We start from the raw sequence: 25,315 nt of genomic DNA, 5'->3' as shown, positions 1-25,315 counted from the left end.
CCATTCGCTTCGCGTCGCGAAGACATGCGCACCGCCCGCAAGGCGCTGGTGCTGCAGGGCGGGGGCGCGCTCGGCGCCTACCAGGCCGGCGTGTATGCAGCGCTCAGCGAAACCGAACTGCAGCCGCACTGGATCGCCGGCGTTTCCATTGGGGCCATCAACGCGGCGCTGATCGCGGGCAATGCGCCCGAACGCCGGGTCGACCGGCTGCGCGAGTTCTGGCACCTGGTGTCTTCGGGTCCTTCGCAGCGCCTGCCTTCATGGCTCGGCGACCGGGCCACGCAGAACCAGTACAGCGCGACGATGGCCTCGCTGCTCGGCATTCCGGGCTTCTTCGAACCGCGCTACTCGCCGGCCTTCCTGATGGGCGGCGCGGCGCCGCTGCTGAGCTACTACGACACCTCGCCGCTGAAGGCCACGCTCGAACGGCTTGTGGACTTCGACCGCGTCAACGCCTGCGAAGCGCGCTTCAGCGTAGGCGCGGTCAATGTGCGCACCGGCAACTCGGTGTACTTCGACAACACGCGCCAGCGCATCGGGCCCGAGCACATCATGGCCAGCGGCGCGCTGCCGCCGGGTTTCGCACCGGTCAGCATCGACGGCGACGACTACTGGGACGGCGGCATCGTGTCGAACACGCCGCTGCAGTATGTGCTCGACATGCACCCGCGCTCCGAACCGCTGGTGGTGCTGCAGGTCGACCTGTTCAATGCGCGTGGCGAGATGCCGCGCACCATGGCGGGCGTGATGGAGCGGCAGAAGGACATCACCTACTCGAGCCGCACCCGCATGAACACCGACGCGCTGGCCGCCAACATGAACCTGCAGCAGGCGATTGCCGACCTGATCTCCAAGCTGCCGGTCAGCCTGCGCAACGACCCGAGCGTGCTCGCGGTGCAGTCGCAACTGACGCACCAGCCGATCGACATCTTCCATCTGATCTACCGCGACAAGCCCTACGAGCTGGAGTCGAAGGACTACGAGTTCTCGCGCGCCGCGGTGGAAGAGCATTGGGAATCGGGTGCGCGCGACATGCGCAACACGCTGGCCCACCCCGAGACCCTGCGCGCCGACGCCACGGTCAATGGCGTGACCACCTTCGACCTCGGTGAACATGGCGCGGGGCGCGTCAAGCGGCCGGGCCTGTCGACATGACGATGAAGGTGCCTCGATTCAGCCGCGGCTAAGAAACCGGCGCCAGACTGGCTGCCACTTCAACAGGAGGAATGTCCATGAACATTGAAGACGTGCGACGAACGGCATTCGCGATGCCGTTGACCAGTCCCGCTTTTCCGCCCGGCCCGTACCGGTTCGCGCGGCGCGAATTTCTCGTCGTCACCTACAGCACCGACATGGACGCTCTGCGCGCCGTGGTGCCCGAGCCGCTCGAAGTGGTCGAGCCGCTGGTCAAGTACGAATTCATCCGCATGCCCGACTCCACCGGCTTTGGCGACTACACCGAGTCGGGCCAGGTCATTCCTGTGCAGCTGCGCACCGCCAGGGGCGTGGAGAAGGGCTCGTACGTGCACGCGATGTACCTCGACGACCATCCGCCGATTGCCGGCGGGCGCGAACTGTGGGGTTTTCCGAAGAAGCTGGCCTCGCCGGTGCTCGACTATGAGACCGACGTGGTGGTCGGCACGCTCGACTATGGCAAGGTGCGCGTGGCCAAGGCCACGATGGGCTTCAAGCACCGCACGCTCGAGCCCGGGCCCATCCTCGCGGGCATCGCGCAGCCGAACTTCCTGCTGAAGATCATTCCGCACGTCGACGGCACGGCCCGCATCTGCGAGCTGGTGCGCTATCACATGGTCGACGTCACGCTGCACGGCGCGTGGGCCGGCCCGGCTTCGCTCGAACTGCATCCCCATGCACTGGCGCCGGTGGCCGACCTGCCGGTGCGCAAGGTTGAATCCGCGGTGCACTACATCGCCGACATGACGCTGGCGCTGGGCACCGTCGAACACGACTATCTCGCCTGACTCCCGCAGCCTCTTTCCCTCCCAACCCTCATCCAAGGAACTCACCATGCAACTCAAGGACAAGGTCGCCTACATCACCGGCTCGGCCAGCGGCATCGGCAAGGAAATTGCCATCCTGTTCGCACAGGAAGGCGCGAAGATCATCATTGCCGACCTCAACAAGGAAGCGGCCGACGCTACCGCGGCCGAGCTCAAGGCCACGGGCGCACAGGCCATCGGCGTAGGTGTCGACGTGACCAACGAAGACCAGGTCAATGCCTCGGTCGAAGAGGGTGCTGCGGCCTTCGGCGGCATCGACATCCTCATCAGCAACGCCGGCATCCAGATCGTTCACCCGGTGGAAGAGTTCAGCTTCGCCGACTGGAAGAAGATGCTCGCCATTCACCTCGACGGGGCCTTCCTCACCACCAAGGCCTGCCTGAAGCACATGTACGCGCAGGGCCGCGGCGGCAGCGTGATCTACATGGGCTCGGTGCACTCGAAGGAAGCCTCTCTGCTGAAGGCGCCCTACGTGACGGCCAAGCACGGCCTCATCGGGCTGGCCAAGACGGTCGCGAAAGAAGGCGCCAAGCACGGCGTGCGCGCGAACGTGATCTGCCCGGGCTTCGTGCGCACGCCGCTGGTGGAGAAGCAGATTCCCGAGCAGGCCAGGACGCTGGGCATCAGCGAGCAGGAAGTCATCAAGAACGTGATGCTGAAGGAAACGGTGGATGGCGAGTTCACGACCACGGAAGACGTGGCGCGCGTGGCGTTGCTGTTCGCGGGCTTCCCGACGAATGCGCTCACCGGCCAGTCGCTGGTGGTGAGCCACGGCTGGTTCATGCAGTAACTGTTGCTCGTCCCCAGGCTGCGCGCACTTCGTGTCGCTTCGCCAACCCCCTATCGGGGGCAACACCTGAGGCCCGGCAAAGCCGGTTCCTCGGTGTTCCTGGCACTACAACTTCAATTCCCAGGTCTCGCCCACGAGATGCTGGCCATAGCTCTCGTGCGGCTCCGACTTGGCGAGCTGGAAGCCGCGCTTCGCATAGATGCCGCGCGCGGCCGACAGGCAGCTGTTGGTCCACAGCACCATCTTCCGGTAGCCCTTGCGGCGCGCGAAGGTGATGCACTCGTCCACCAGCTTGCCGCCCAGGCCCAGCCCGCGCGCGGCGGGCGCCAGGATCAGCATGCGCAGCTGCGCCACCGCGGCCGACTTGCGCACCACGAAGATCGCGCCTACGCGCTCGCCGTTAAGTTCGGCGATCCAGCAGCGCTCCCACTCGGGCTGGAACTTGAGCAGGAACTCGCTCGCGATGCCGGCCACCAGAGCCTCGAACTCGCCGTTCCAGCCGTACTCGCGCGCATAGATTTCGCCGTGCTGCTGCACCACCCAGCCGATGTCGCCGGGCGCCGGGTCGCGCAGCACGGCCGCCTGGAGCTTCGCGGGCGGCGCCTCGGAGTCGAGCAGCGCTTGCATCGTGCCCATCGCCTGCACCAGCTGCTGGCGCTGGGCCGGCGCCAGCGGGGCGAGCAGGGCGGCGGCTTCTTCGCGCGATTTCTGCTGCAGCGGCGCGAATGCGGCGTGGCCGGCGTCGGTCAGGCGCAACACGCTCTGCCGCGCATCGCGCGGATGCGGCTTGCGCGAAAGCCAGCCCTCGTTCTCGAAGCGGCGCAGGATGCGGCTCATGTAGCCCGCATCGAGCCCGAGGTCGCGGCCGATCTCGCTGGCGACGGCCGTTTCACGGTGCGCCAGCTCGTACAGCACGCGCACGTCGGTCAAGGACATGGTGCTGCCGAGGTAAGGATCGAGGGCGCCGATACGGCGCGTGTAGAAGCGGTTGAACTGCCGGATTGCCTTGACGGCGGCGGGATCGACGGTTGGAGACGGGGTGGACATGATTGCCATTGTCATAAAATTATTTGACTCAAGCAATCAATTGAAGGCCTTGCGACGACCGGGTCACAGGATGTTTGTCGCGACAGACATGGTGGAAAACCCTAAAATTGAAGGTTGCCCACAACGGCGCCGCCATGGCGCTGTCAACTCCCACCGATGAACGCCCCCGTCGACGTCTCCCTTTTTGCACGTGCCGCCAAGCCGCTGACCAGCTACCGCAAGTACTGGGCCGCCCGTTTCGGCACGGCGAAGTTCCTGCCGACCTCGCGCAAGGAAATGGAAGCGCTCGGCTGGGACAGCTGCGACATCATCGTGGTCACCGGCGACGCCTACGTCGACCATCCCAGCTTCGGCATGTCGGTGATCGGCCGCATGCTGGAGGCGCAGGGTTTCCGTGTGGGCATCATCGCCCAGCCCGATTGGCAGAGCGCAGAGCCCTTCAAGGCGCTGGGCAAGCCGAATCTGTTCTTCGGCGTGACCGCCGGCAACATGGATTCGATGATCAACCGCTACACGGCCGACCGGAAGATCCGCAGCGACGACGCCTACACGCCCGGCGACGTCGGCGGCTCGCGCCCCGACCGCGCGGCCATCGTGTATTCGCAGCGCTGCAAGGAAGCCTGGAACGACGTGCCGATCATCCTCGGCGGCATCGAAGGTTCGCTGCGCCGCATCGCGCACTACGACTACTGGTCGGACAAAGTGCGCCGCTCGATCGTCGTCGATTCGAAGTGCGACCTGCTGCTGTACGGCAACGCCGAGCGCGCCATCGTCGAGATCGCGCACCGCCTGGCCGCCAAGGAGCCGGTGCAGCAGATCACCGACGTGCGCGGTACCGCGTTCGTGCGGCGCGAAACACCGGAAGGCTGGTTCGAGATCAACTCCACCAGCGTCGACGAACCCGGCCGCGTCGAAGCGCATGTCAATCCGTACCTGATGGTGTCCGACCAGGCCAAGGCCAACGGCGCGACCTGCGCGAAGGAAGACGAGGCCGAAGCCGTCGCCAAGGCGGCAGAAGCTGCCGGCTCCGCTGCCGGTTCGGTCGTCAACCCCGCCATCAAGCCGCTGAACTTCGTGCCCAACCCGGCGCTGGCCATGCGGGCAAGAATCAAGGTTCCGCCGCGCGACCATTCGGTGATCCGCCTGCCGTCGTACGAGCAGGTGCGCAGCGACCCGGTGCTCTACGCCCACGCCAACCGCGTGCTGCACCTCGAGACCAACCCTGGCAACGCCCGCGCGCTGGTGCAGGCGCACGGCGAGGGCGCCACGGCGCGCGACGTGTGGATCAACCCGCCGCCCATTCCGCTCACCACGGCCGAGATGGACCACGTGTTCGACCTGCCATACGCGCGCAGCCCGCATCCGCGCTATGCCGACGAGAACGGCAGCCACGATGGCGCGACCAAGATCCCGGCGTGGGAAATGATCCGCTTCAGCGTGAACATCATGCGCGGCTGCTTCGGCGGCTGCACCTTCTGCTCGATCACCGAGCACGAAGGCCGCATCATCCAGAGCCGTTCGGAAGACTCGATCATCAAGGAGGTCGAGGCCATCCGCGATTCGGTCAAGGGCTTCACCGGCACCATCTCCGACCTGGGCGGCCCCACGGCCAACATGTACCGCATCGGCTGCAAGTCTCCCGAGATCGAGTCGGCCTGCCGCAAGCCCAGCTGCGTGTATCCGGGCATCTGCCCGAACCTCAACACCAACCACGACCCGCTCATCAAGATCTACCGCCGGGCGCGTGCGCTCAAGGGCATCAAGAAGATCCTCATCGGCTCCGGCCTGCGCTACGACCTGGCCGTGCAGTCGCCCGAATACGTGAAGGAGCTGGTGCAGCACCACGTCGGCGGCTACCTGAAGATCGCGCCCGAGCACACCGAACAGGGCCCGCTCACCAAGATGATGAAGCCCGGCATCGGCAGCTACGACAAGTTCAAGCAGATGTTCGAGAAGTACTCGGCCGAGGCTGGCAAGAAGCAGTACCTCATTCCGTACTTCATTGCCGCGCACCCGGGCACCAGCGACGAGGACATGATGAACCTCGCGATCTGGCTCAAGAAGAACGGCTTCCGCGCCGACCAGGTGCAAACGTTCTACCCGAGCCCGATGGCCACGGCGACGACGATGTACCACACCAACAAGAACCCGCTGCGCAAGATCACGCGCGAGAGCGAGACGGTGGACATCGTGCGCGGCGACAAGCGCCGCCGCCTGCACAAGGCCTTCCTGCGGTATCACGACGCCAACAACTGGCCGCTGCTGCGCGAGGCGCTCAAGAGCATGGGCCGCGCCGACCTGATCGGCAATGGCAAGCACCACCTCATCCCGACTTGGCAGCCGCTGACCGACGGCGGTTACACCAGTGCGCGGCGCAAGAACTCGACGGCCGCACCGGTCAAGCTGACGCCGGTGAAGCCCTCGAAGGGCCGCATCCTCACGCAGCACACCGGCCTGCCGCCGCGCGACAACGGCTCTGGGCCGGCCTCGCGCAAAGCCGCTGGCCCGGTGCGCGGCAGCATCCGCAAGCCGCGCTGATTTCAGAACGCCGGCGCGGTCCGACCGACAGCGAAGATGGACAGTCCGCTGTATGGTGTGGTCCATGAGCAGTTCTCCCTCCCCGCGGGCTTCATGGACGCGCACCCTGGCCGGGGCGCTGCTGCTCGCGGCCTCGCTGCAGGCGCTTGCCGCCGCACCTGAAAACTCTTCTGCCCAGGCGCTGCGTGCCACGCACCAGCGGATGAGCGACAAGCTCGATCACAGCAGTTTCGGGCGCCCCGTGCAGCTCGATTCCATGGAGACGCCCGACGGCCTGCAGGGTGACGTCTACGCGGTGGTCGAACATCCGCTGTCGGCGATCAGCGCCACGCTCAAGGGATCGGCCCACTGGTGCGGCGTGCTGACCCTGCACATCAACAACCGGCGCTGCCGCACGGCCAGCGGCCCGCAAGGCAGCGAAATGCTCACGCTCTATGTGGTGCGTCGCTACGACAAGCCGATCGACCAGGCCTTCGAGCTGCCGTTCGTCTACCGGGTCACCAACGCCACGCCCGAGTACATGTCGGTCGAACTCATGGCCGAGAGCGGCCCGCTGGGCACCAGCAATTACCGTGTCACGCTGCAGGCCGTGGCGCTCGACGAGCGCAAGAGCTTCCTGCATTTCAGCTACAGCTACGACCACAACGCGATGGTGCGGCTGGGCACCATGGCCTACCTGGCGACTTTCGGCAGCGACAAGGTCGGCTTCACTGTGGTGGGCAAGACGCCGGAAGGGCAGCCTGAATACATCCGCGGCCTGCGCGGGCTGGTGGAGCGCAACGCGATGCGCTACTTCCTTACGCTCGACGCCTACCTCGCCGCGCCGGGCCCCGACCAGGCCGAGCGCCGCCAGCGCCGCTGGTTCGCAGCGGTGGAGCAGTACCCGCGCCAGCTGCACGAAGTGGACCTCGATACCTATCTCGCACTGAAGCGCGAAGACCGGCAGCGCGACGGCGCGGCGCGCTGAATCAGCTGGCCATCGTGAGCAGCGGCACGTCGCGCGTGCGGCTCATGGCTTCGAGTTCGGCGCGCGTGCGGGTCGCGAGCCACGCGGCCAGCGCCTCGTGCGTGGCCGGCGCAGTCATGTCGCGCGAAGCGATTGCAGCCGCCTCGCATAGCCGGGCCGCGAAATGCGGCTCCAGCGCGGCCACGGCCACGCGGCCGTCGGCGCAGGGGTAGACGCGGTAGCCGGCGTGCGCGCCGCCGACCATGCCCGAGGGCTGCGTGAGGCCCCAGGTGCGGGGCAGGGCGAGCCAGTCGGCCGAGGCGTTCAGCGCCACCTCGAAATACGCGCCGCCGGCCTTGCGGGACCGCCGCAGCATGGCCTTCAGCATAGCCTCGCTTGCGAGCAGGGCGCCGCCCATGTCGGCATAAAGCGTCGGCGGCAGCTCGGTGCCGGTGACGAGCCCACTTTCGGCGAGGTAGGTCAGGTCGTGGCCCGGTTCCTCGGCGCGCTCGCCCGGCGCGCCGACAATGGCCACCTGCGACAGGGCCGGATGACGCGCATGCAGCGTGGCCCAGTCGAGCCCGAGCTTGCCGAGCGCGGAAGGGCGGAACGAGGTGAGCAGCACGTCGGTCGCCGCGAGTTCAGCGTGCAGCAGCTGCTGCCCGGCCTCGGTCTTGAGATCGACGGTGCGGATCTCGATGCCCGCATGCAGCGCCGCATACGCGGGCCGGTTGTAGAGCCCCATCGGATCGCCGCCCGGCGGCTCCAGCTTGAGGCAGGTGGCGCCCATTTCACGGCAGCGCAGCAGCGCGGCGGGGCCGGGGAGGTTGAGCGCGACGCTCACGACGCGCACGCCCTCGAGCGTCGCGGCATGGTCGTTGGCGGGGCTGGCGGAACTCGGCATCGGCGTCTTGTCTCCGGGAAACTCGTTCCGCGCATTCTCACCCCGGCACCCGAAGCCACTTCCCACAAGCCGACGCCGCGTCTCGCGCGTAGCATCCGCGAGTGGCAGCCACCTCCCTTGCCGCTGCCTCAATGACAAGGAGACGAACCATGTTTGAAGCTTCCCTCATGAGCGGCCGGCGCATCCTCGTGACCGGCGGTGGCACGGGCCTCGGCCGTGCGATGGCCGAGCGCTTCCTGGGCCTGGGCGCCGACGTGGCCATCTGCGGCCGGCGCCAGTCGGTCTGCGACGAGACCGCGGCCGAGTGGCGACAGCAGTTCCCGGACAGGCGCATCGACACCTTCGGCGTCGACATCCGCATCGCGCAGCAGGTCGACGAGATGGTCGAGAGCCTGTTCCAGAGTGGCGGCCTCACGGGGCTCGTCAACAACGCGGCGGGCAACTTCGTCTCGCCGACCGAGAATCTCTCGCCGCGCGCCTTCGACGCCATCGCCAACATCGTGTTCCACGGCAGCTTCTACGTGACGCAGGCGGTGGGCAAGCGCTGGGTGGCGCAGGCCAAGTCGGGCGAGTGGAAGCCGGGCGATGCCTTCCGCAGCGTGATGAGCATCATCGTCACCTGGGTGGACAACGGCAGCCCCTACGTCGTGCCCTCGGCCATGAGCAAGGCCGGCATCGAGGTCATGACCAAGTCGCTTGCGGTGGAGTGGGCGCGGCATGGCATCCGCCTGAACGCCGTCGGCCCCGGCGAGATTCCGACCGAAGGCATGAGCAAGCGCCTGAACCCAGGCGAGGAGCCCGGCGCGCGCAGCAAGCAGCACAACCCGATGGCACGCACCGGCCGCATGAGCGAACTGCAGAACCTCGCGTCCTTCCTGATGGCGCCCGGGCAGTGCGACTGGCTCACGGGCCAGAGCATCATGATGGACGGCGGCAACGCGCTGGCCACCGGTGGCAACTTCTACGAGCTGCGCCAGTGGAGCGACGCCGACTGGCAGGCCGCGCGCGAACGCATCGAGGCGCAGAACCAGAAGGACAAGGCGCAGCGCTGAAGCCTCGCTCGCGGGTGTGCGTCGACCCGCTCAGTCCGCGATGTCCGCGCCGCGTTCGGCCAGCAGGCTGCGCAGCACGGAGCGGTGGCAGTGCGATTCGTCCTCGCAGTAGCAGCCCACCGAAAGCGAAGTGCTGTGAGACAGCGCGGCCAGCAGGTCGAGGCTGCGGCTCGCGTCGGGCTCGGCCATCTCGGCCTTGAACTTGCGCACGAAGGCGTTCCACTGCGCGGGTGAGTCGGCTTTCTGGGCTTCCTGCGCCTGCTTCATCGTCTCGACGGAGGGCGCGAGGTTCGGGTACCACACGTCGTACCAGTCCTGCGATGCGAACTCGGTCTTCGGAACGCCGCGCGGCGGACGGCGCACGGTGCCTACGCGCAGGCCCTCGTCGGGCGCGCGCGGGGTGCCGAGACGGACGATGCGGATGCTCATGGGGGTTTCCCTTTTCTCTGTTTGTCTCAGGTGCCGACGATACCGCCGTCGCGCCGGCGAATCGCCAGCGTCGCGGAGCGCGGCCGCGCGCTGCCCGGCTCCGTGCCGTCGGGCCAGGCGCTGTTGGGTTTCGTGTCGCCGTCGTCGCGCGCCTCGCCCGGATGCTGGATGTTGACGAACAGCGTGCGCCGGTCGGGCGTGACCACGCAGCCGGTGATCTCGCAGCCGTTTGGTCCGGTGAGAAAGCGCTTGATGCGCCCCGATGCCGGGTCGGCGCACAGCATCTGGTTGTTGCCCAGAGAGGTGTAGGGCGGCCTGCCCAGCACCTGGCCGCTCAGATCGGTCTGGATCCACAGCAGGCCGCCCTTGTCGAAGTGCAGGCCGTCGGGGGCGCCGAACATGTCGGCCTCGTTCGATGGATAGCGCGCGCCGCTGCCGGACTGCGCGGGATCGCCCGCGAGCGCGAAATGGTCCCAGGCGAAGCCGGTGCTGGCAGCGTCGCCACCGTCTTCGCGCCAGCGCAGGATGCCGCCGAACAGGTTGTTGGCGCGTGGGTTGGCTGCGTCGGGCCCGGGCTTGCCGGCGTCGCCGCGCTGGCTGTTGTTGGTGAGGGTCACGTAGACCTCGCCCGACTGGGGGTGCACCGCGATCCATTCGGGCCGGTCCATCTTCGTGCCACCAACGACGTCGCCTGCCAGCCGGGCGTGGATCAGCACCTCGGCCTGGTCGGCGAAGCCGTTCGCCGCATCGAGCCCATCGCGGCCGTGCGTAAGCTCGAGCCAGCGGCCGCGGCCGCCGGTGTCGTAGCGCGCCACGTAGAGCCTGCCATCGTCGAGCAGGTGGCGGTTGGCGGCGCGTGCGGCGGCGTCGGTGCCGGGGCGCACCTTCTCCCGGCTGACGAACTTGTAGATGTATTCGAAGCGCGAGTCGTCGCCCATGTAGACGACCAGACGGCCGTCCTTGGCGACCGTGCAGGTGGCGCTTTCCTGCCGCTTGCGGCCGAGCGCGGTGCGCTTGATGGGCTCGGCGGCCGGGTCGAAGGGATCGATCTCGACCACCCAGCCGAAGCGGTGCGGCTCGTTCGGATGCCGGCTCAGGTCGAAGCGCTCGTCGTAGCGCCAGTACTCCACCCATTGCGAGCCGGCCACCGTGCCGTAGCGGCGCTGGGCAGCCGTCGCGTCCTGGGCGGCCTCCTTCGGCCCGCCGAAGTAGCCATGGAAGTTTTCCTCGCACGTGAGGTACGTGCCCCACGGCGTGACGCCCATGGCGCAGTTGGCAAAAGTGCCGGACACCGCATCGCCCGCCGGGTTGGCGGCGGTGCGCATCAGCGGCGTTCCTGCGGCCGGACCAGTGATGCGCATCGGCGTGTTGCCGTGCACGCGGCGCGCGAAGGGTGAGGGCTGCACCTGCTGCCAACCCTGTGCGCTGCGCCGGATCTCGATCACCGAGACCCCCATCGCGTGCAGCGACTTGCGCACCTTCTCGGCGGTCCATACCTTCACGCCGTCGGTATGCAGCAGCTGCTCGTCGGTGTATTCGTGGTTCATCACCAGCAGGCCGCGCTCGCCGCTCGCGTCGAGCGCGAAGAAGTGCATGCCGTCATGGTGCATGCCGGCCTGCACCGCCTGGTCGTCGGCACTGTTCCCGGCATCGGGCGCGAAGGCCGGCATCCGCCCCGCGATGCCGGTGGGCGTGCCCCAGGGGTAGAGCAGTTGCCACTCGTACCCGGGCGGCACCACGACGCCGTCGTGCAAGGAAGCCGGCACGCCGGCGAAGCCCAGCACGTCGCCATGGGGCGCGGACGGGGAAGGGGCGGCACAGCCCTGGCCGAACAGCGCCACCACGGCGGCGGCCGAACCCGATTGAATGAGAAAGTGGCGGCGGTCCAGAGACATGGCAGAGGGTGTTGTGCAGGCGACAGGCGCCATCATCGCCGAGTGCCAGGCCCGGCGATACTGGCGCAGGACCCATTCCGGAGACATCGAATGACCGACCGCATCGAAACGACCCGCCACGCCGACGGCGTGGTGGAACTGCAGCTCGCGCGCGCCGACAAGATGAACGCGCTCGACCCCGCGATGTTCGATGCACTCATCGAGGCCGGCGAGGCGCTGCGTGACGACAAGGCAGTGCGGGCCGTGGTGATCTCGGGCCGCGGCAAGGCCTTCTGCGCGGGACTGGACATGGCGTCTTTCGAGCGCATGCAGCAGGGCCCGGGCTCCGATGTGCTGGGCGAGGGCGCGGCCGGCGCCGACCTGCTGGCGCGCACGCATGGCATCTCGAACGCCGCGCAGCAGGTGGCGATGGTCTGGCGCGAGGTGCCGGTGCCGGTCATTGCAGCCGTGCATGGCGTGGCCTTCGGCGGTGGGCTGCAGGTGGCGCTGGGCGCGGACATCCGCATCGTGGCGCCCGACACCAGGCTCTCGGTGATGGAAATCAAGTGGGGCCTGGTGCCCGACATGGCCGGCATGGTGCTGATGCGTGAGCTCGCCCGCAGCGACGTGGTGCGCGAACTCACCTTCACGGGCCGCGTCTTCTCCGGCGAGGAGGCTCTTCGGATCGGCTTCGCCACCCGCATTGCGGTCGATCCGCTGGCCGAGGCGCTGCAGATGGCGCACGAGATCGCAGGCAAGAGCCCCGATGCGATCCGTGCCGGCAAGCGGCTGCTCAATGCGTCGGCCTCGCAGAGCGCAGCCGAACTGCTGGTGGCCGAATCGGTCGAGCAGAAGGCCCTGATCGGCAGCCCGAACCAGCTTGAGGCCGTCAAGGCCAACATCGAGCGGCGCATGCCGCGATTCAGTATTCCGGCCTGATCCACATCTGGCCTGCGGCCCTGATGCAGGGGCTGGTCGCTGCGCCGTCCCACGTCCGGGCGGCCGGGTAATCCCCCGGCCCGGAGGGTGCCGAACTTCGCGCAACCTCGTATCCCCCAGCTTTCGCGCCTGCCGCTGCCCGTGGGCGACCCTCTTAGGTCGCGTTCAAACCGCCGAAAACACACGAGTGCTTTTTTCGGCGCCCTTGTGTAAGAATAAAGTAGTTGTTTTAAGGGGAGGAGAAGAGAGAATGGAGGTAGTTTGTGTGCAGAAGGTCACGTCTTCCCCTCTGATGGCTACGCAGAGGGTGGTTGTTGACAGCGCACTAATTAACAATTGAACGCTTTGCTTAGCGACGGCGATCCTGCATGTCGACGACCACGTTTTTTTGCAACCTCAGCGTGCCCATCCTGGTGGGCGAGGATCGCTACAAGTACATCCCCATCGTGGGGGTCTTCCGCAGCATTCCATTCGATCAAGTCGATAAATGGGTGATGCATCCCGACGGCGGGCCGCGCAGCGACCGCGAATTGGCGGCTGAAGTTCTTGTCGAGATCCGCAAGCCACTCGGTTCGAGTGGACGCACAGCGCCGCACGCTTTCGATGTGGGAGACATCCTGCAGCTCGACCGCGCCGCCGCGATCGTCGTGTCCACCTTCCTTGCGGCGCTTCCGCGCGTCTGACGCCGCTGCGGTCGGCCCCCAGGACGCCTATCGCCTGCCGCGCGCGTCCACCGGCCAGATGGCGACAAGCGTGCCGCCTTCGACCACGTGATACGCGTCATGCAGGTTGACCGTCGGGTCGCAATGCGGCGTGACGAACTCCACGCGCGCACCCAGCGCGGGCCGCTGCGCCTGCGAGCCCTGGGGCGGTATCAACTTGCCGTGCTCGTCGCCGAAGAAGGCATAGCGGCTCGCGGCGTCGGCGCCTTTGGCCACCAGCGGCACGCCGCTGTCGGTCGAGAAGCACTTGGTGCCGCCGTCCACCGTCACCCAGCCGGTCGCATTCGTGCTGACCACTGCCGTCTGCACGAACAGCGAAACCTCGAAGGGCGACGGTTGCCCGTCGTTGGCGAGCACCTGCGTGTACTCGGCATCCATGAACACGTACGAGCCCGCCTGCAGTTCGGTGAACGCGTTCTCCTGCGAATCGAGATCGTGCGTGCCGGTGCCTGCACCGGTCACGATGTCGAAGTGCAGGCCCTGCCGCTTCGCCGCCGCGACGATGTCCGCCACCGTTTCGCGCAGGCCGGCCGCCGCCGTGCTGCGCTCCTCGCGCGACACGATGTGCTGCAGGTTGCCCGCATAAGACTGCAGCCCGCGCAGCCGCAGGCGCGGCTCGGCGGCCACCAGTGCCGCGAGTTCGAGCACCTTCGCCTGCGTGGCTGCGCCGGTGCGGTTGTAGCCCGCGCCGTAGTCCACCAGCACGTCGAGCGGGTGCGTGAGTTCGCTCGCCGCACGCGCCAGGTCGGCCAGGTTCTGCGGGTTGTCGACCACCACCATCACGTCGCCCGGGCGCGCACGCTGCGCCAGCTTGATGAGCCGCGAGATCTTGCTCGGCGTGACGGCGGGCGAGGTGATGAGCACGCCCGGAATGCCGCCCTGGACCATCACCTCCGCCTCGCCCAGCGTGACGCAGCTCACGCCGATGGCACCCGCCGCAACCTGCCGCCGCGCGATCTCGACCGACTTGTGCGTCTTCACATGCGGTCGCAGGTTGATGCCGCGCGCCTTGGCGAAGGCGGCCATGCGTTCGATGTTGCGCGTCATTGCGGGCAGGTCGATCAGCAGGGCGGGCGTGTCGAGCAGGTGGCGGCCGCCGGGAACGCCGATCAGAGGCGCGTTGACTTGCAGCAGGTCTTGGGGCATCGGGAAAAGCCTTTGAAGGGGAGGGGGCGAGAAAAATGAGCCAGCATTTCGCGCGCGAATGATCGCACTGAATGCCTGCCTGGCGCAGGACGCCGGAGACGGAAATGTCCCTACGCCGGATGCGATGGTCCGTGGTGCGTTGGCCGGCGCAGCGCCAGCCACCAGAGCAGCGCGGCATTGATCGTCCAACTGCCGGCCAGCAGCATCAGCGCCGTGTTCGCCACGCCGGGCGACAGATCCAGCGTCAGCAAGCTCATCGACCATGGCAGCCCGCCCAAGACGGCGGCGAGCAGGCCCGCCTCGCTCTCGGGCACGGCGGCGCAGGCCAGGACACACGTGACGCCGGTGACCGTGTAGATCAGCGCGGCGACGCGCCATCCGAAGCGCGGTGGCGGCCGTGAATTTGCAGTGGGCATGCCCTGAGCATCGCCGATTCCGCATCAAGCTGCGAAGGCCTGTTGCGCGAAGGGGTGTAGTGTTCCAGCGATGCCGTTCCCAGCGGCATCTTCGGCTTGTCATTTGAGCGCTCCATCATCTGAACATCCGGCGGCTGTCATCGAGGATCGGCCTTGGCTGACACGCCCTCCCAAGGGGTGGCGGTGAGATGACTGCCAGGGAGTTTGCGCAGGTCCGCACGGGCCTGCAGCGTGCTTCCCCGTCGAACCGACAACAAGACGGGAGTTCACATGGTCGAGTATTTCCGCGTAGGTCTTCCCTACATTCGAATGCGCTTCAAGGTGCCGGCGCGGCGCGGCAGCAGGGTTGAGCTCAATGGCCGTTTCGGGATCATCTCCGGCGCGAGCGGCGAGTACCTGCTGGTGAAATTCGACGGCGAGGCCGCAGCAGCCGTCGTCCACCCGATCGAGCTCAACTACGTGGAGACGGGCGAGGCTATCGAGCCTTTGTCGCCATTGATTCCAGAGGGCGCAGAGAGGGCACTCTGACGAGCCCTGGCGAGGGTTAATCCCGGAGATTTTTGTCTGCGGCAAGGCTATCTTGGCTGCGCGATCAGCTGCTGGCGGTCCCTGCTTGCCTGCCCGGACGGGGCCCAATGGCTGATGATGGTGGCCAATTCAGCCAAGGATGTGCCAAAGTCGGGTATGAGCTCCAGACGTCATTGCTCCGAAGACACATAGTGTTTCGCCGGCCATCCATCACCTTCCGGACGACGGCTTTCGTGGCCGTGGTTTGCCTCACCCTCGTGGTGCTCGACTGCTGGAACAGCTGGCACGCGCGCACGGTCCTGCTCCAGCAGATGGGCGTCGCGGCGTCGAATCTCGCGCGTGCAATGGCACAGCAGGCGGAAGACACGATCAAGCAGGCCGATACGGCGCTGGTCGGCATCGTCGAGCGCATCGAACACGACGGCACGGAGCCGGCGGCCGTCGAACGGCTTCGCAAGGTGCTTGCCATGCAGGTGGCCGAACTCCCTCAGCTCGATGCGATTCACATCTACGACAAGGATGGAAACTGGGTCGCAAACTCCAGGCAGACGTCGTCGCAGAACCCGAACCTGAACAATGCGAGCCGGGAGTACTTTCTATTTCATCGAGAGCACGAAGAGCGGGGGCCGCACATCGGCATTCCGGTGCAAAGCCGAACCAACGGAAAGCTGCTCGTTCCCGTTTCCCGGCGCATCAACAATGCGGATGGCAGCTTCGCCGGCGTGGTGCTTGCGTCGATCGATATCGACTTCTTCATGAAGTTCTACGACAGCCTCGACATAGGCCGTGCCGGCGCGATCGGGCTGGTCCTCGAAACCGGGACCATGATGATTCGCCGGCCGTACAGCGCGGACGTGGTCGGACGGAACATGCGGGAGACCGGGCTCTTCCGCGCATACCTTGCACAAGGTCCGGTAGGAACGACCGAAGTCTTATCAGCGCAGGACGGCGTCACGCGCCTGAACAGCTTTCGGCGTCTCGACAACTATCCGCTGTTCGTTACTGCAGCACTTTCGAAGGATGAGATCCTGGCCGCATGGTGGCAGGACACGCTCTGGCATACGGCGGGCATCATTCTCATGACGTCGATCGTCGGCTTCGTCGGATGGCGGCTGGTGAAGCAGATGGAACTGCGAAACAAGAGCGAGGCCGAACTGCGGCGGGCGCGCGACGCGCTGGAAACGCTCAACAAGACCTTGAATACGCTCGCCATGGAGGACGGCCTTACCGGGTTGGCAAATCGCCGCCAGTTCGACGTGACGCTCGACAGCGAATTCAGCCGGGCCATGCGCGATGCGAGCACCCTGGCGCTCATCATGATCGATGTCGATTGCTTCAAGCAGTACAACGACATCTATGGACATGCGGCCGGCGACGAGTGCCTGCAGACGATCAGTCGCACGATCGCCAGCCTCGCTTCGCGCCGTCCGGGAGATCTCGCGGCCCGCTATGGCGGAGAAGAACTCGCGGTGTTGTTGCCGCATACCGATGTGGCTGGCGCCGTCATCCTGGCGGAAAGAATCCGCAGTGCAGTTCGTGGCCTGGAAATCGTGCACGCCGGTACGCCAGACGGGTTCGTGACGCTGAGTGCCGGCGTGGATGCGCTCAGCCCCGCAATCACCAAGGGGCCGCCGAAGGCGTTGATCCAGGCAGCCGACAAGGCGCTGTACGAGGCCAAGATGGGGGGGCGGAACCGCGTTTGCACGACGATGCGAAAGGCGGCCTGAAGGGGACACAGCTTGAAGGAGCCCGTCGCATTGGAACGGACCCAAGCCAACCCTGATGGCGACAACGGCCGGTCGCTTGCGAACCGGTGCCTACGTGCCCTCCCGCAGCGGTGGGGCTTGCATGCGTTCCTGCCCCGGCATCGGAGAGTGGCAAAACGTCTGGCTCCTGCGCCGCAGTGGTATGCAGTCGCGCGTCCGACCTCCCGGCATGCCGGCGGGGTATGGGCAGCTTCGCGATGCTCACCATGAACGCCGACGCGCAGCTTTGATGGCGCGCATGTACAAGCCCGACCCGACCCGACCCGACCCGACGTTGCCGCGGGATCAGCAGGACAAGCGCTCGGTGATCCCAATGGAGGCTGTGACTTGACGCAATCTCCTCCACCGAGGAAGCACGAAGTTTGGCCAAAGCGTCCCTCATGCTCTGCTTCAGCACCGGCCTGGCGATCACGATGGTTGCGGCGGGCGTCGTCGCTGCCCTGGGTGTGAAGCATGTCGCCGGTGTGGTCCAGAGCCACAGTTCACCCGTACTGACGGCGAAACTGCCTGACCAAGGCATCGGCAGGCCCACGATTCCGTTCGCGCGCTCGTTTTCATCCCGGAGCGACGGGCTTTGAAAGTGCCTACGCGCCGAGACGCGGGCGCAGCCATCCAAAGAAGGAGCCCGCCAGGAACGCCCACAGGCTCATCACGAGCAAGGCTTCGACAAAGCCGCGCACCGAAAAGGGCGCGCGCCGACTGAGGACGGAGAAGTCCATGCCACGGAACAGGCTGTTCATGAAGCGCAGAAACGGGCCGGGTGCAGCGACCCAGGCCAGGGTACACAGGGCATAGAAAACCGCGACGCTGGTGGCCAGCGCCACTCCTGTGCGAAGCGCTGTCGACGGTGCGCCGCTTTCCTGAATCGAAGGCGACGTGTGGTTCATGAATTCTCCTTGGAGGTTGGAGATGCCTCTCAGCCAATCCAGGCGCGCCGCGAGCCTTCTGCCTTGACCTAGCGCAAGCTGCGGAGCGCTGGGTGTCCCGAAACTTGGTTAACAAGCCGGAGGCCCTCTATGCGCTCAATTTTTCTTCTCACCATCGCAGCGGCGCTTTCGAGCGGCGCACTGGCTCAATCCACGCAGGACCATGGTGCCCATCACCCTGCGAACGCGGTAGCGCCAACGTCTGGAACGTCGAAGGCGCCCAAAGTACCACCTGCGCAGATGGAGATGCAGATGAAGTCCATGCAGGCGATGCACCAAAAGATGATGGACGCGAAGACGCCGGACGAACGCCAGGCGTTGATGGGCGAACACATGAAGGCCATGCAGGACGGCATGGCGATGATGGGCCAAATGCACGCTCCCGACGGCAAAGGCGGCGCGCGCATGTCTCCCGAGATGATGGGCAAGCGCATGGACATGATGGAAATGATGATGCAGATGATGATGGACCGCGACGGGATGAAGCCGCCAGCGACCAAGTAGCCGTCGACCGCGAGGAGCAAGGCCATGGACGATATGAACTACGAACCACCCCCGTTCTGGCGCTCACGCGGGGGCGTTGTGCTGCTCGTCGTCGCGGCAGTCGGCGGTTTCCTTCTGTTCACCGAACACCGCGCCCATGTATTGGGCGTCTTGCCGTTCGCACTTCTGCTGGCGTGCCCGCTGATGCACATCTTCATGCACCATGGCCACCACCACGGCAGCCACTCGAGAAAGGCTGACGATGAACACCCCAGAAAATGACTACGGCCTGTGGGGCCTGGTGGTTCTCAACTCGGCCATCTTCGTCGGGTTCGCCTACAGCTTCTTCAAGCCGACGACCCTGCGCGACTGGCGCAGCTTCGGCGCCTACTCCGGGTTCATCGTCGCGCTGTTCGCGGAGATGTACGGCTTCCCGCTGACCATCTACCTGCTGTCGGGCTGGCTGGGCTCGAAGTTTCCGGGTGTCAACCTGTTCGGTCACGACGCCGGTCACCTATGGTGGCTGCTGACCGGTCGGCATGGCAATCCGCACCTCGGTGTACTCCACATCCTGAGCATCGTCGTGCTCTTCGCTGGTTTCATGCTGCTCTCGAAGGCCTGGTACGTGCTCTATCATGCCCAGCGGCGTCATGCGCTTGCGACCGCGGGACCGTACCGACGGGTGCGCCATCCGCAATACATCGGCTTCGTGCTCATCATGTTCGGCTTCCTGCTGCAATGGCCGACACTCCTGACGCTGGCGATGTTCCCGGTGCTCGCAGTGATGTATGTGCGGTTGGCCATCTCCGAGGAGCGCGACTCGGAAGCTGCGTTCGGCGATGCATGGCGCGATTACGCGGCTGCCACGCCCCGGTTCATCCCGCACTTCTCGACAGACGACCGTGCCCGGCCGGTCAACAGCCACACGGGGCGCTGAGCTCGCTTCCAGTCTCGGCGCCATGGTTTTGGGCGCAGGTCTGGCGCTCATTGCCCCAGAAGCCATTCGGCCCTGCGCCGTCCCATTGCTCGGCGTGGGTCTGCTGGTCCATGGAGCAGGGATGACACTGAAGTACCGGCTCGAAGGCCGCGAAAGTCCACCGGCCTGGTGGGAGCGGTTGCTGTTCTGGTTGTGCTGGGCATTTCTGGCCGGTGGCGGCCTCTGGATTGCCTCGGTATTGGCATTTCGGTAGCGCCTCTTGACCTTCCAACCATGGGAAGGTTGAAACTAGCCACAACAACAGGAGAGCGCGATGCGACCCAGCAACGTAACGACCCATGACCCCATCCGCCCGCCCCCGACAAAACCGGTGCCGGACGGACGACCTCACGAAGGCCAGCACGTCATGCCAGACGGCACCGTGATGGACGATGCCCACCATGGCCACGGCCACCACGCCCATGCGCACGCTGCCGCCAAGCCGGCGGCCGAGGGCGACCAGGGTCAGGTCGAGTACACCTGCCCGATGCACCCTCAGGTGCGTCAGATGGGTCCGGGCAACTGCCCGATTTGCGGGATGACGCTCGAGCCGGTGCTGGCGACGGCAGAGCAGGGCGAGAGCCCCGAGCTGCGGGACATGACGAAGCGGTTTTGGGTCGGCATGGCGCTCGCGGTGCCGGTCTTTGCCCTGGAGATGGGCGGACACCTCTTCGATATCCACCACCTCATCGCTCAGCAGCCCTCGAACTGGGTGCAACTGCTGCTGGGAACACCGGTCGTGCTGTGGGCAGGTTGGCCCTTCTTCGTGCGTGCTGTGGCATCGGTGAGGAACCGAAGCCTGAACATGTTCTCGCTCATCGCGTTGGGCACCGGAGCGGCCTGGATCTACAGCATCGTCGGGACCGTCGCGCCCGGGCTGTTTCCGGCTGAACTTCGGCTGCAAGGCGGTGCCGTTCAGGTCTACTTCGAGGCTGCGGCAGTGATCACGGTGTTGGTGCTGCTGGGCCAGGTGCTCGAGCTTCGAGCGCGCGAGAAGACGTCCGGGGCCATCAAGGCCCTGCTCGGGCTTGCGCCGAAGACCGCGATCAAGGTGAAGGCCGATGGTTCGGACGAAACCGTTCAGGTCGATGCCATCCAGGTCGGTGACCTCCTGCGCGTGCGACCTGGCGAGAAGGTCCCGGTCGACGGCGAACTCACCGACGGCAAGGGCAACGTCGATGAGTCGATGGTCACGGGCGAACCCATTCCCGTAGCAAAAGCGGTCGGCTCCAAGGTGACTGCCGGAACGCTCAACCAGACCGGGGGCTTCGTGATGCGCGCCGAGAAGGTCGGCGCGGATACGCTGCTCTCGCAAATCGTTCACATGGTGGCGGCGGCCCAGCGCAGCCGTGCGCCCATCCAGCGCATGGCCGACCAGGTCGCGGGCTGGTTCGTGCCGATCGTCATCCTGATCGCGGTCATCACGTTCGGCGTCTGGCTGGCGTGGGGCCCCCCGCCGGCGTTCAGCTACGCCCTCATCACGGCGGTCGCCGTTCTCATCATTGCCTGTCCGTGTGCGCTGGGCCTGGCCACGCCGATGTCCATCATGGTCGGGGTCGGCAAGGGCGCGCAGCACGGCGTGCTTGTCCGCGATGCGGAAGCACTCGAGCGCATGGAAAAAGTCGACACGCTGGTGCTCGACAAGACCGGGACGCTGACCGAGGGTCGGCCGAAAGTGGTCCACGTCGAACCGACCGAGGGCTTCAGCAAGGACGACGTGCTGCAGAAGCTCGCGAGCGTCGAGCGGGCCAGTGAACACCCGTTGGCCCTGGCCATCGTGAACGCGGCGCAGGAGGGAAAGTTGAACCTGTCCGCCGTCACGGACTTCGACTCGCCCGTCGGCAAGGGTGTGGTCGGCACGGTCGACGGACAGCAGGTGGTCTCGGGCAGCGCGAAGTTCCTGACCGAGAGCGGCATCGAATCGGCGCCATTGAACCAGGCTGCGGAAGAGCAGCGCGCCAAGGCGGCCACCGTCATCTTCGTCGGCGTCAATGGCAAGCTCGCCGGCTTCGTCGCAATCGCCGACCCCATCAAGGCCACGACGCCCCAGGCGCTTCAGCTGCTGAAGGCTGCAGGTATTCGCATCGTCATGCTCACGGGCGATGGCAAGACAACGGCAGAAGCTGTGGGCAAACAGTTGGGCATCGACGAAGTCGTTGCCGAGGTGTTCCCCGAGGACAAGGTCGCGGTCGTGCAGCGCCTGATGAAAGAGGGCCGGGTCGTGGCCATGGGCGGCGACGGCGTCAACGACTCGCCAGCGCTTGCCGCCGCCACGGTCGGCATCGCGATGGGCACCGGCACCGACGTGGCGATGGAAAGCGCTGGCATCACGCTGCTCAAGGGCGACCTGATGGGCATCGTTCGCGCGAGGGCGCTGTCGCACGCCGTCATGCGCAACATCCGCCAGAACCTGTTCCTCTCGTTCGCCTACAACGTGGCCGGCATCCCGCTTGCGGCCGGGGTGCTCTACCCCTTCTTCGGCATGCTCCTGTCGCCGGTCGTTGCCGCTGCGGCGATGGCTCTGTCGTCGGTCAGCGTGATCGGCAACGCGCTCCGACTGCGGACGTTGAAGGTGGAGTAGCGTTTCTCACCACGGCGTGTCCCCGGCGTCGCCCTCAAGATCCTGCGGCGGCCGCCACTTTGACCTTGCCGACCATGCCTGCTTGATAGCGCCCCGCGATGAGGCAGGCGAAATCAAATTCTCCCGCACGATTGAAGGTCCAGACAATCTCGCCGGTCTTGCCTGGAGCGACATGCGCCATGTAGGGCTCGGAATGCGCCATGCCCGGGAACTTCATCATGAGTGCGGCATGGTCGTCGAGCTCCTTCTTCGTGCCGATCACGAACTCGTGCATGGCTTTTCCTTCATTGTGGATGGCGAGCTTGACGGTCTCGCCCTGCTTGACCTCGATGCGATTGGGTGTGAAGCGCATGCTGTCATTCATCTTGAATTCCAGCGTTCGCCTGGCCGCACTCGCATCGCCCGCGATGCCCCATTCTTTTTGCTCCTTGCGTACCGGTCCGCTCGACGCACTGTGATCCTCGTCGCCATGTGCGAGGGCCAGGCCCGAGAACGCCAGGGTGCTGGCGAGCACCAGTGTCTTGATCGATTTCATGTGTTTCCTTTGGTAGGTGATGGGCTTGTCTGTGAAGGGGCGGTGGTTTTTATGCGCAGTCCCCGCTCGACCGCTTCCGCACGCGAGCGCTTGAGTACCTGGACTTGCGCCAGCACGAGGTTCTCCGTCACGCTCAGATGCGGAAAGAGTTCGAAGCGCTGGAACACCATGCCGACCCGACCACCTCACCTTCGCGAACGTGGGTGCTGCATTCCGTGAGCACCGCGAACTGGCCGTACCACTTGGAGATGTCGTTGATTTCGATCATGGAGTTCATTCAGATCACAGCCGCGGCCTTGCGCCGCTGCAGCCAGGTGACCCACCAGGCGCCTGCCGTGCACAGCACCAGATAGACGACAGCGACCAGAATGTAGATCTCGACCACGCGCCCGTCGCGTTGTCCCACCTTGCTGGCCGCCCCGAGGAAGTCGTTCAGGCTGATCACGTAGACCAGCGAGGTGTCCTTGAGCAGGGCGATGGTCTGGTTGATGAGCGAGGGCGTCATGTTGCGAAACGCCTGCGGCAGGATCACGTGGCGCAGGGCCTGCCACGGCGACATGCCGAGCGACTGCGCCGCCTGCATCTGGCCCGCGTGCACGCTGCCGATCCCGGCGCGAATGATCTCGCAGTAGTAGGCCGACTCCGCGAGCACGAACGCCACGAGCGCAGCATAGATCGGCCCGACGCCGAGGTTCGCATCTCCGGTCACGGCCCGCAGCAGGACGGGCATCAGGAAGTAGATCCACAGGATCGTGAGGATCAGCGGGATCGAGCGGAACAGGTTCACATACCCGGCCACCAGCGCCGCGATCAGACGCGGCGCGAAGATCCGGGTGATGGCCAGCAAGGTCCCCAGCGCGACGCCGGCCGCCATCGAGACCACCACCAGGAAGGCGGTCATCTGCAGGCCCTGCATCAGATAGGGCCAGGCGCGCTGCAGAGAGGCCCAGTCGAAGTCGTAGCCCATCACGCGGCTCCCAGCAGGCCAGGCACCCGCGTGCGGCGCTCGACGTGGCGCATCAGCACGATCACGCCATAAGTGATGGCCACGTAGATCAACGTCGACGCAATGAAGGCCTCGAAGGGATGCGCGCTGAACTCACTGAACTGGCGCGTCTGCCCGGTCAGCTCCATGAGGCCGATGGTGAGCGCGACGGCCGAGTTCTTGAACACGTTCAGGAAGTCCGAGGTCAGCGGAGGAATGACGGTGCGCAAGGCCTGCGGCAGGATCACGTGGCGATAGGCCGCCGTGGTGCCCAGTCCGAGCGCCATGGCAGCCTGTTTCTGGCTGCGCGGCACCGACTCGATGCCCGCGCGCACCTGCTCGGCGGCCTTCGCGGCGGTGTACAGCGTCAGGCCTACCAGCACGGTGAGGAACTGGTTCGTGGTCGGGTTCATCTGCTTGAGTGCATTGCCCCATTCGACGGGCAGCAGCTCCGGCACCACGAAGTACCAGAGAAAAAGCTGCACCAGCAGCGGTGTGTTGCGAAAGCAGTGGATGTAAACCGTGGACAGGTATCGCGCCGTGCGGCTCGGCAAGGTCCGGGCCACGCCGGCGAAAAGGCCGATGCCCAGCGCCAGCGTCCAGGCCAGCAACGACAACACGACCGTCCACAGCAACCCGCGCAGCAGCATCAGGCCGTACATGCCTTCACCCGTGACCGAGGGTTTGAAGAAGATCAGCCAATCCCAGGTGTAGTGCATCTTGAAAGTGCTTGGAGACGGTTCGTGAAGCGGTGGTCGAACTTGTGGCGTTCGGCGCCTTACAGCGGCTGGTCGTTCGGGTGACGCAGGAGTTCCTGCATGTCGGGCGACATCGGGAAGTTGACCGTCACGCTGCCCTTCACCGCGATGGGCTTCAGGAAGTACTTCTCGTACAGCGAGGCGAATTCGCCGGAGCGCATCATTCCGGTGATCACGCCGTCGACGAGCTTCTTGAAGGCGACGTCTCCCTTGCGCAGCATGCAGCCATAGGCTTCCTTTTGCTGCGGCACACCGACCACTTCCCAATCCGCCGGGTTCCTGGCGCGAGCGATGTTGCTGAAGAGAATGATGTCGTCCTGCGTCGCTGCCACTGCGCGCCCCGTCTCCACGGTCAGGAAGTTCTCGTTGATGTCCTTGGCCAGGACGATGTTGATGCCCCACTTGTTCTTCTCGTTGAGCTGCCGCAGCATGCGTTCCGCGGTGGTGCCCGCACTGACCACGACGTTCTTGCCGACAAGGTCGGACCAGTGCTTGATGCCGGAATTCTTGCGCACCAGCAGCCGTGCGCCAACGACGAAGAACGTCGTCGAGAACGACACCTGGTTCTGCCGCTCCGCGTTGTTCGTCGTCGAGCTGCACTCCAGATCGACGGTCTGGTTGGCCACCAGCGGAATGCGCGTCTGCGGCGTGACTTCCAGGGCCTTGACGTCCAATTTCGCAAGCTTGAGGTCCTTCTTCGCCTGGTCGACCACGCGCTGCGCGATCTCCCAGGCAAAGCCCGCCTGCTTGTTGTTGTCATCCAGGTAGTTGAACGGGATGGAAGCGCCTCGCGTGGCCACCGTGATCGTCCCGGTGTCCTTGATCTTCTTGAGCGTGCCCTCCAGCGGCGGCGCGGTTTGCGCGGCGACACCGGCGCACAGCGCGAGGCCTGTTACGGCGAGAAAGGAGCGAATCAACGCAGTGTGAAAGGTCGGCTTGAGGGTCATCGCGGG

General features: G+C 65.9%; 27 protein-coding genes and 1 pseudogene. 16 read left to right on the top strand and 12 right to left on the bottom strand.

The features are described from left to right. Window positions 1–24: 24 nt before the first annotated feature. The 3 genes from ACEN9N_RS11920 to ACEN9N_RS11910 all read left to right on the top strand — a co-directional run bounded on the left by ACEN9N_RS11920 (window position 25) and on the right by ACEN9N_RS11910 (window position 2,811). Window positions 25–1,155, top strand: a complete 1,131-nt coding sequence (locus ACEN9N_RS11920; RefSeq protein ID WP_495656133.1) for a patatin-like phospholipase family protein — start codon at window positions 25–27, stop codon at window positions 1,153–1,155. Window positions 1,156–1,232: 77 nt separating this feature from the next. After that, complete coding sequence (locus ACEN9N_RS11915; protein ID WP_413313049.1) at window positions 1,233–1,982, top strand: acetoacetate decarboxylase; 750 nt, start codon at window positions 1,233–1,235, stop codon at window positions 1,980–1,982. A 46-nt stretch (window positions 1,983–2,028) separates the two neighbouring features. After that, window positions 2,029–2,811: a 3-hydroxybutyrate dehydrogenase gene (locus ACEN9N_RS11910; protein WP_413313050.1), complete on the top strand. Its 783-nt coding sequence runs from the start codon at window positions 2,029–2,031 to the stop codon at window positions 2,809–2,811. Window positions 2,812–2,916: 105 nt separating this feature from the next. Here ACEN9N_RS11910 and ACEN9N_RS11905 read toward each other — a convergent pair whose 3' ends face one another. After that, window positions 2,917–3,867 (bottom strand): bifunctional helix-turn-helix transcriptional regulator/GNAT family N-acetyltransferase, encoded by a 951-nt coding sequence (locus ACEN9N_RS11905; RefSeq protein ID WP_495656132.1) that lies wholly within the window; start codon window positions 3,865–3,867, stop codon window positions 2,917–2,919. A 147-nt stretch (window positions 3,868–4,014) separates the two neighbouring features. Between ACEN9N_RS11905 and ACEN9N_RS11900 the strand changes: the two genes are divergently transcribed. Continuing rightward, window positions 4,015–6,396: a YgiQ family radical SAM protein gene (locus tag ACEN9N_RS11900; protein ID WP_495656131.1), complete on the top strand. Its 2,382-nt coding sequence runs from the start codon at window positions 4,015–4,017 to the stop codon at window positions 6,394–6,396. 64 nt (window positions 6,397–6,460) lie between these two features. After that, complete coding sequence (locus ACEN9N_RS11895; RefSeq protein ID WP_413313055.1) at window positions 6,461–7,363, top strand: hypothetical protein; 903 nt, start codon at window positions 6,461–6,463, stop codon at window positions 7,361–7,363. A gap of 1 nt (window position 7,364) precedes the next feature. Here the strand turns inward: ACEN9N_RS11895 and ACEN9N_RS11890 are convergent, their stop codons facing one another. Beyond that, window positions 7,365–8,246, bottom strand: coding sequence for a CoA transferase (locus tag ACEN9N_RS11890; protein WP_495656130.1), 882 nt, complete (start codon window positions 8,244–8,246; stop codon window positions 7,365–7,367). A 149-nt stretch (window positions 8,247–8,395) separates the two neighbouring features. Here ACEN9N_RS11890 and ACEN9N_RS11885 point away from each other — a divergent pair, with 149 nt between their 5' ends. Then, window positions 8,396–9,298, top strand: coding sequence for an SDR family oxidoreductase (locus tag ACEN9N_RS11885; protein ID WP_007828343.1), 903 nt, complete (start codon window positions 8,396–8,398; stop codon window positions 9,296–9,298). A gap of 30 nt (window positions 9,299–9,328) precedes the next feature. Here ACEN9N_RS11885 and ACEN9N_RS11880 read toward each other — a convergent pair whose 3' ends face one another. Continuing rightward, the gene (locus ACEN9N_RS11880) at window positions 9,329–9,727 is read right to left on the bottom strand and encodes a DUF488 domain-containing protein (protein WP_007828345.1); all 399 of its coding nucleotides are present in this window, start codon (window positions 9,725–9,727) and stop codon (window positions 9,329–9,331) included. Window positions 9,728–9,753: 26 nt separating this feature from the next. After that, window positions 9,754–11,622 (bottom strand): PhoX family protein, encoded by a 1,869-nt coding sequence (locus ACEN9N_RS11875; RefSeq protein ID WP_413313057.1) that lies wholly within the window; start codon window positions 11,620–11,622, stop codon window positions 9,754–9,756. Window positions 11,623–11,712: 90 nt separating this feature from the next. On the opposite strand from ACEN9N_RS11875, the gene ACEN9N_RS11870 reads away from it, so the two are divergent. Both ACEN9N_RS11870 and ACEN9N_RS11865 read left to right on the top strand, forming a co-directional pair. After that, on the top strand, window positions 11,713–12,540 hold the full coding sequence (locus ACEN9N_RS11870; RefSeq protein WP_478180272.1) for a crotonase/enoyl-CoA hydratase family protein: 828 nt from the start codon (window positions 11,713–11,715) through the stop codon (window positions 12,538–12,540). A 368-nt stretch (window positions 12,541–12,908) separates the two neighbouring features. Next, window positions 12,909–13,223: a hypothetical protein gene (locus ACEN9N_RS11865; RefSeq protein WP_007828349.1), complete on the top strand. Its 315-nt coding sequence runs from the start codon at window positions 12,909–12,911 to the stop codon at window positions 13,221–13,223. A 27-nt stretch (window positions 13,224–13,250) separates the two neighbouring features. Here the strand turns inward: ACEN9N_RS11865 and ACEN9N_RS11860 are convergent, their stop codons facing one another. Next, the gene (locus tag ACEN9N_RS11860; RefSeq protein WP_495656129.1) at window positions 13,251–14,408 is read right to left on the bottom strand and encodes a DSD1 family PLP-dependent enzyme; all 1,158 of its coding nucleotides are present in this window, start codon (window positions 14,406–14,408) and stop codon (window positions 13,251–13,253) included. A 110-nt stretch (window positions 14,409–14,518) separates the two neighbouring features. Further along, on the bottom strand, window positions 14,519–14,824 hold the full coding sequence (locus ACEN9N_RS11855; protein ID WP_495656128.1) for a hypothetical protein: 306 nt from the start codon (window positions 14,822–14,824) through the stop codon (window positions 14,519–14,521). Window positions 14,825–15,094: 270 nt separating this feature from the next. Between ACEN9N_RS11855 and ACEN9N_RS11850 the strand changes: the two genes are divergently transcribed. The 3 genes from ACEN9N_RS11850 to ACEN9N_RS11840 all read left to right on the top strand — a co-directional run bounded on the left by ACEN9N_RS11850 (window position 15,095) and on the right by ACEN9N_RS11840 (window position 17,696). Continuing rightward, complete coding sequence (locus ACEN9N_RS11850) at window positions 15,095–15,352, top strand: hypothetical protein (RefSeq protein WP_495656127.1); 258 nt, start codon at window positions 15,095–15,097, stop codon at window positions 15,350–15,352. 191 nt (window positions 15,353–15,543) lie between these two features. Beyond that, entirely contained in the window at window positions 15,544–17,079 is a 1,536-nt protein-coding gene (locus ACEN9N_RS11845; RefSeq protein WP_495656375.1) for a diguanylate cyclase, read from the top strand. A 401-nt stretch (window positions 17,080–17,480) separates the two neighbouring features. Beyond that, entirely contained in the window at window positions 17,481–17,696 is a 216-nt protein-coding gene (locus ACEN9N_RS11840) for a hypothetical protein (protein WP_495656126.1), read from the top strand. 6 nt (window positions 17,697–17,702) lie between these two features. On the opposite strand, the gene ACEN9N_RS11835 is transcribed toward ACEN9N_RS11840, so the two are convergent. Next, a complete protein-coding gene (locus ACEN9N_RS11835; protein WP_495656125.1) occupies window positions 17,703–18,005 on the bottom strand; it encodes a DUF5676 family membrane protein in 303 nt (100 codons plus the stop codon). Between the two features lie 129 nt (window positions 18,006–18,134). Here ACEN9N_RS11835 and ACEN9N_RS11830 point away from each other — a divergent pair, with 129 nt between their 5' ends. From ACEN9N_RS11830 to ACEN9N_RS11810, 5 genes are all read left to right on the top strand, one after another. After that, on the top strand, window positions 18,135–18,548 hold the full coding sequence (locus ACEN9N_RS11830; protein ID WP_495656124.1) for a hypothetical protein: 414 nt from the start codon (window positions 18,135–18,137) through the stop codon (window positions 18,546–18,548). A 24-nt stretch (window positions 18,549–18,572) separates the two neighbouring features. Further along, window positions 18,573–18,809: a DUF2933 domain-containing protein gene (locus tag ACEN9N_RS11825; protein ID WP_495656123.1), complete on the top strand. Its 237-nt coding sequence runs from the start codon at window positions 18,573–18,575 to the stop codon at window positions 18,807–18,809. Beyond that, on the top strand, window positions 18,790–19,464 hold the full coding sequence (locus tag ACEN9N_RS11820; RefSeq protein WP_495656122.1) for a methyltransferase family protein: 675 nt from the start codon (window positions 18,790–18,792) through the stop codon (window positions 19,462–19,464). Before ACEN9N_RS11825 ends, ACEN9N_RS11820 begins: the two co-directional genes overlap by 20 nt. A gap of 121 nt (window positions 19,465–19,585) precedes the next feature. Beyond that, window positions 19,586–19,717 (top strand): hypothetical protein, encoded by a 132-nt coding sequence (locus ACEN9N_RS11815; RefSeq protein WP_413313072.1) that lies wholly within the window; start codon window positions 19,586–19,588, stop codon window positions 19,715–19,717. A gap of 153 nt (window positions 19,718–19,870) precedes the next feature. After that, on the top strand, window positions 19,871–22,084 hold the full coding sequence (locus tag ACEN9N_RS11810; RefSeq protein WP_495656121.1) for a copper-transporting P-type ATPase: 2,214 nt from the start codon (window positions 19,871–19,873) through the stop codon (window positions 22,082–22,084). A 34-nt stretch (window positions 22,085–22,118) separates the two neighbouring features. On the opposite strand, the gene ACEN9N_RS11805 is transcribed toward ACEN9N_RS11810, so the two are convergent. The 5 genes and pseudogenes from ACEN9N_RS11805 to ACEN9N_RS11785 all read right to left on the bottom strand — a co-directional run bounded on the left by ACEN9N_RS11805 (window position 22,119) and on the right by ACEN9N_RS11785 (window position 25,309). After that, window positions 22,119–22,619 carry a cupredoxin domain-containing protein gene (locus ACEN9N_RS11805; RefSeq protein ID WP_495656120.1) on the bottom strand — a complete coding sequence of 167 codons (501 nt, stop codon included), beginning with the start codon at window positions 22,617–22,619 and terminating at the stop codon, window positions 22,119–22,121. Window positions 22,620–22,669: 50 nt separating this feature from the next. Further along, window positions 22,670–22,887, bottom strand: a pseudogene (locus tag ACEN9N_RS11800) (amino acid ABC transporter ATP-binding protein); the annotation flags it as partial. Window positions 22,888–22,896: 9 nt separating this feature from the next. Continuing rightward, complete coding sequence (locus tag ACEN9N_RS11795; RefSeq protein ID WP_495656119.1) at window positions 22,897–23,586, bottom strand: amino acid ABC transporter permease; 690 nt, start codon at window positions 23,584–23,586, stop codon at window positions 22,897–22,899. Then, window positions 23,586–24,323, bottom strand: a complete 738-nt coding sequence (locus ACEN9N_RS11790; RefSeq protein ID WP_007828383.1) for an amino acid ABC transporter permease — start codon at window positions 24,321–24,323, stop codon at window positions 23,586–23,588. The genes ACEN9N_RS11795 and ACEN9N_RS11790 overlap by 1 nt, the downstream gene beginning before the upstream one ends. A gap of 59 nt (window positions 24,324–24,382) precedes the next feature. Beyond that, a complete protein-coding gene (locus tag ACEN9N_RS11785) occupies window positions 24,383–25,309 on the bottom strand; it encodes a transporter substrate-binding domain-containing protein (protein ID WP_495656118.1) in 927 nt (308 codons plus the stop codon). Window positions 25,310–25,315: the final 6 nt, after the last annotated feature.

It is taken from the genome of Variovorax sp. Varisp46, from assembly GCF_059491885.1.
The sequence above is the reverse complement of the archived record's forward strand: the minus strand, read 5'-3'. Positions and strand labels throughout refer to the sequence as shown.

What these genes read in the sequence shown, in the direction of transcription:
- ACEN9N_RS11920 (WP_495656133.1), top strand. Translation starts at nt 25, where the DNA reads ATGCGCACCGCCCGCAAGGCGCTGGTGCTGCAGGGCGGGGGCGCGCTC.
- ACEN9N_RS11915 (WP_413313049.1), top strand. Translation starts at nt 1,233, where the DNA reads ATGAACATTGAAGACGTGCGACGAACGGCATTCGCGATGCCGTTGACC.
- ACEN9N_RS11910 (WP_413313050.1), top strand. Translation starts at nt 2,029, where the DNA reads ATGCAACTCAAGGACAAGGTCGCCTACATCACCGGCTCGGCCAGCGGC.
- ACEN9N_RS11905 (WP_495656132.1), bottom strand. Translation starts at nt 3,867, where the DNA reads ATGGCAATCATGTCCACCCCGTCTCCAACCGTCGATCCCGCCGCCGTC.
- ACEN9N_RS11900 (WP_495656131.1), top strand. Translation starts at nt 4,015, where the DNA reads ATGAACGCCCCCGTCGACGTCTCCCTTTTTGCACGTGCCGCCAAGCCG.
- ACEN9N_RS11895 (WP_413313055.1), top strand. Translation starts at nt 6,461, where the DNA reads ATGAGCAGTTCTCCCTCCCCGCGGGCTTCATGGACGCGCACCCTGGCC.
- ACEN9N_RS11890 (WP_495656130.1), bottom strand. Translation starts at nt 8,246, where the DNA reads ATGCCGAGTTCCGCCAGCCCCGCCAACGACCATGCCGCGACGCTCGAG.
- ACEN9N_RS11885 (WP_007828343.1), top strand. Translation starts at nt 8,396, where the DNA reads ATGTTTGAAGCTTCCCTCATGAGCGGCCGGCGCATCCTCGTGACCGGC.
- ACEN9N_RS11880 (WP_007828345.1), bottom strand. Translation starts at nt 9,727, where the DNA reads ATGAGCATCCGCATCGTCCGTCTCGGCACCCCGCGCGCGCCCGACGAG.
- ACEN9N_RS11875 (WP_413313057.1), bottom strand. Translation starts at nt 11,622, where the DNA reads ATGTCTCTGGACCGCCGCCACTTTCTCATTCAATCGGGTTCGGCCGCC.
- ACEN9N_RS11870 (WP_478180272.1), top strand. Translation starts at nt 11,713, where the DNA reads ATGACCGACCGCATCGAAACGACCCGCCACGCCGACGGCGTGGTGGAA.
- ACEN9N_RS11865 (WP_007828349.1), top strand. Translation starts at nt 12,909, where the DNA reads ATGTCGACGACCACGTTTTTTTGCAACCTCAGCGTGCCCATCCTGGTG.
- ACEN9N_RS11860 (WP_495656129.1), bottom strand. Translation starts at nt 14,408, where the DNA reads ATGCCCCAAGACCTGCTGCAAGTCAACGCGCCTCTGATCGGCGTTCCC.
- ACEN9N_RS11855 (WP_495656128.1), bottom strand. Translation starts at nt 14,824, where the DNA reads ATGCCCACTGCAAATTCACGGCCGCCACCGCGCTTCGGATGGCGCGTC.
- ACEN9N_RS11850 (WP_495656127.1), top strand. Translation starts at nt 15,095, where the DNA reads ATGGTCGAGTATTTCCGCGTAGGTCTTCCCTACATTCGAATGCGCTTC.
- ACEN9N_RS11835 (WP_495656125.1), bottom strand. Translation starts at nt 18,005, where the DNA reads ATGAACCACACGTCGCCTTCGATTCAGGAAAGCGGCGCACCGTCGACA.
- ACEN9N_RS11830 (WP_495656124.1), top strand. Translation starts at nt 18,135, where the DNA reads ATGCGCTCAATTTTTCTTCTCACCATCGCAGCGGCGCTTTCGAGCGGC.
- ACEN9N_RS11825 (WP_495656123.1), top strand. Translation starts at nt 18,573, where the DNA reads ATGGACGATATGAACTACGAACCACCCCCGTTCTGGCGCTCACGCGGG.
- ACEN9N_RS11820 (WP_495656122.1), top strand. Translation starts at nt 18,790, where the DNA reads ATGAACACCCCAGAAAATGACTACGGCCTGTGGGGCCTGGTGGTTCTC.
- ACEN9N_RS11815 (WP_413313072.1), top strand. Translation starts at nt 19,586, where the DNA reads ATGACACTGAAGTACCGGCTCGAAGGCCGCGAAAGTCCACCGGCCTGG.
- ACEN9N_RS11810 (WP_495656121.1), top strand. Translation starts at nt 19,871, where the DNA reads ATGCCAGACGGCACCGTGATGGACGATGCCCACCATGGCCACGGCCAC.
- ACEN9N_RS11805 (WP_495656120.1), bottom strand. Translation starts at nt 22,619, where the DNA reads ATGAAATCGATCAAGACACTGGTGCTCGCCAGCACCCTGGCGTTCTCG.
- ACEN9N_RS11795 (WP_495656119.1), bottom strand. Translation starts at nt 23,586, where the DNA reads ATGGGCTACGACTTCGACTGGGCCTCTCTGCAGCGCGCCTGGCCCTAT.
- ACEN9N_RS11790 (WP_007828383.1), bottom strand. Translation starts at nt 24,323, where the DNA reads ATGCACTACACCTGGGATTGGCTGATCTTCTTCAAACCCTCGGTCACG.
- ACEN9N_RS11785 (WP_495656118.1), bottom strand. Translation starts at nt 25,309, where the DNA reads ATGACCCTCAAGCCGACCTTTCACACTGCGTTGATTCGCTCCTTTCTC.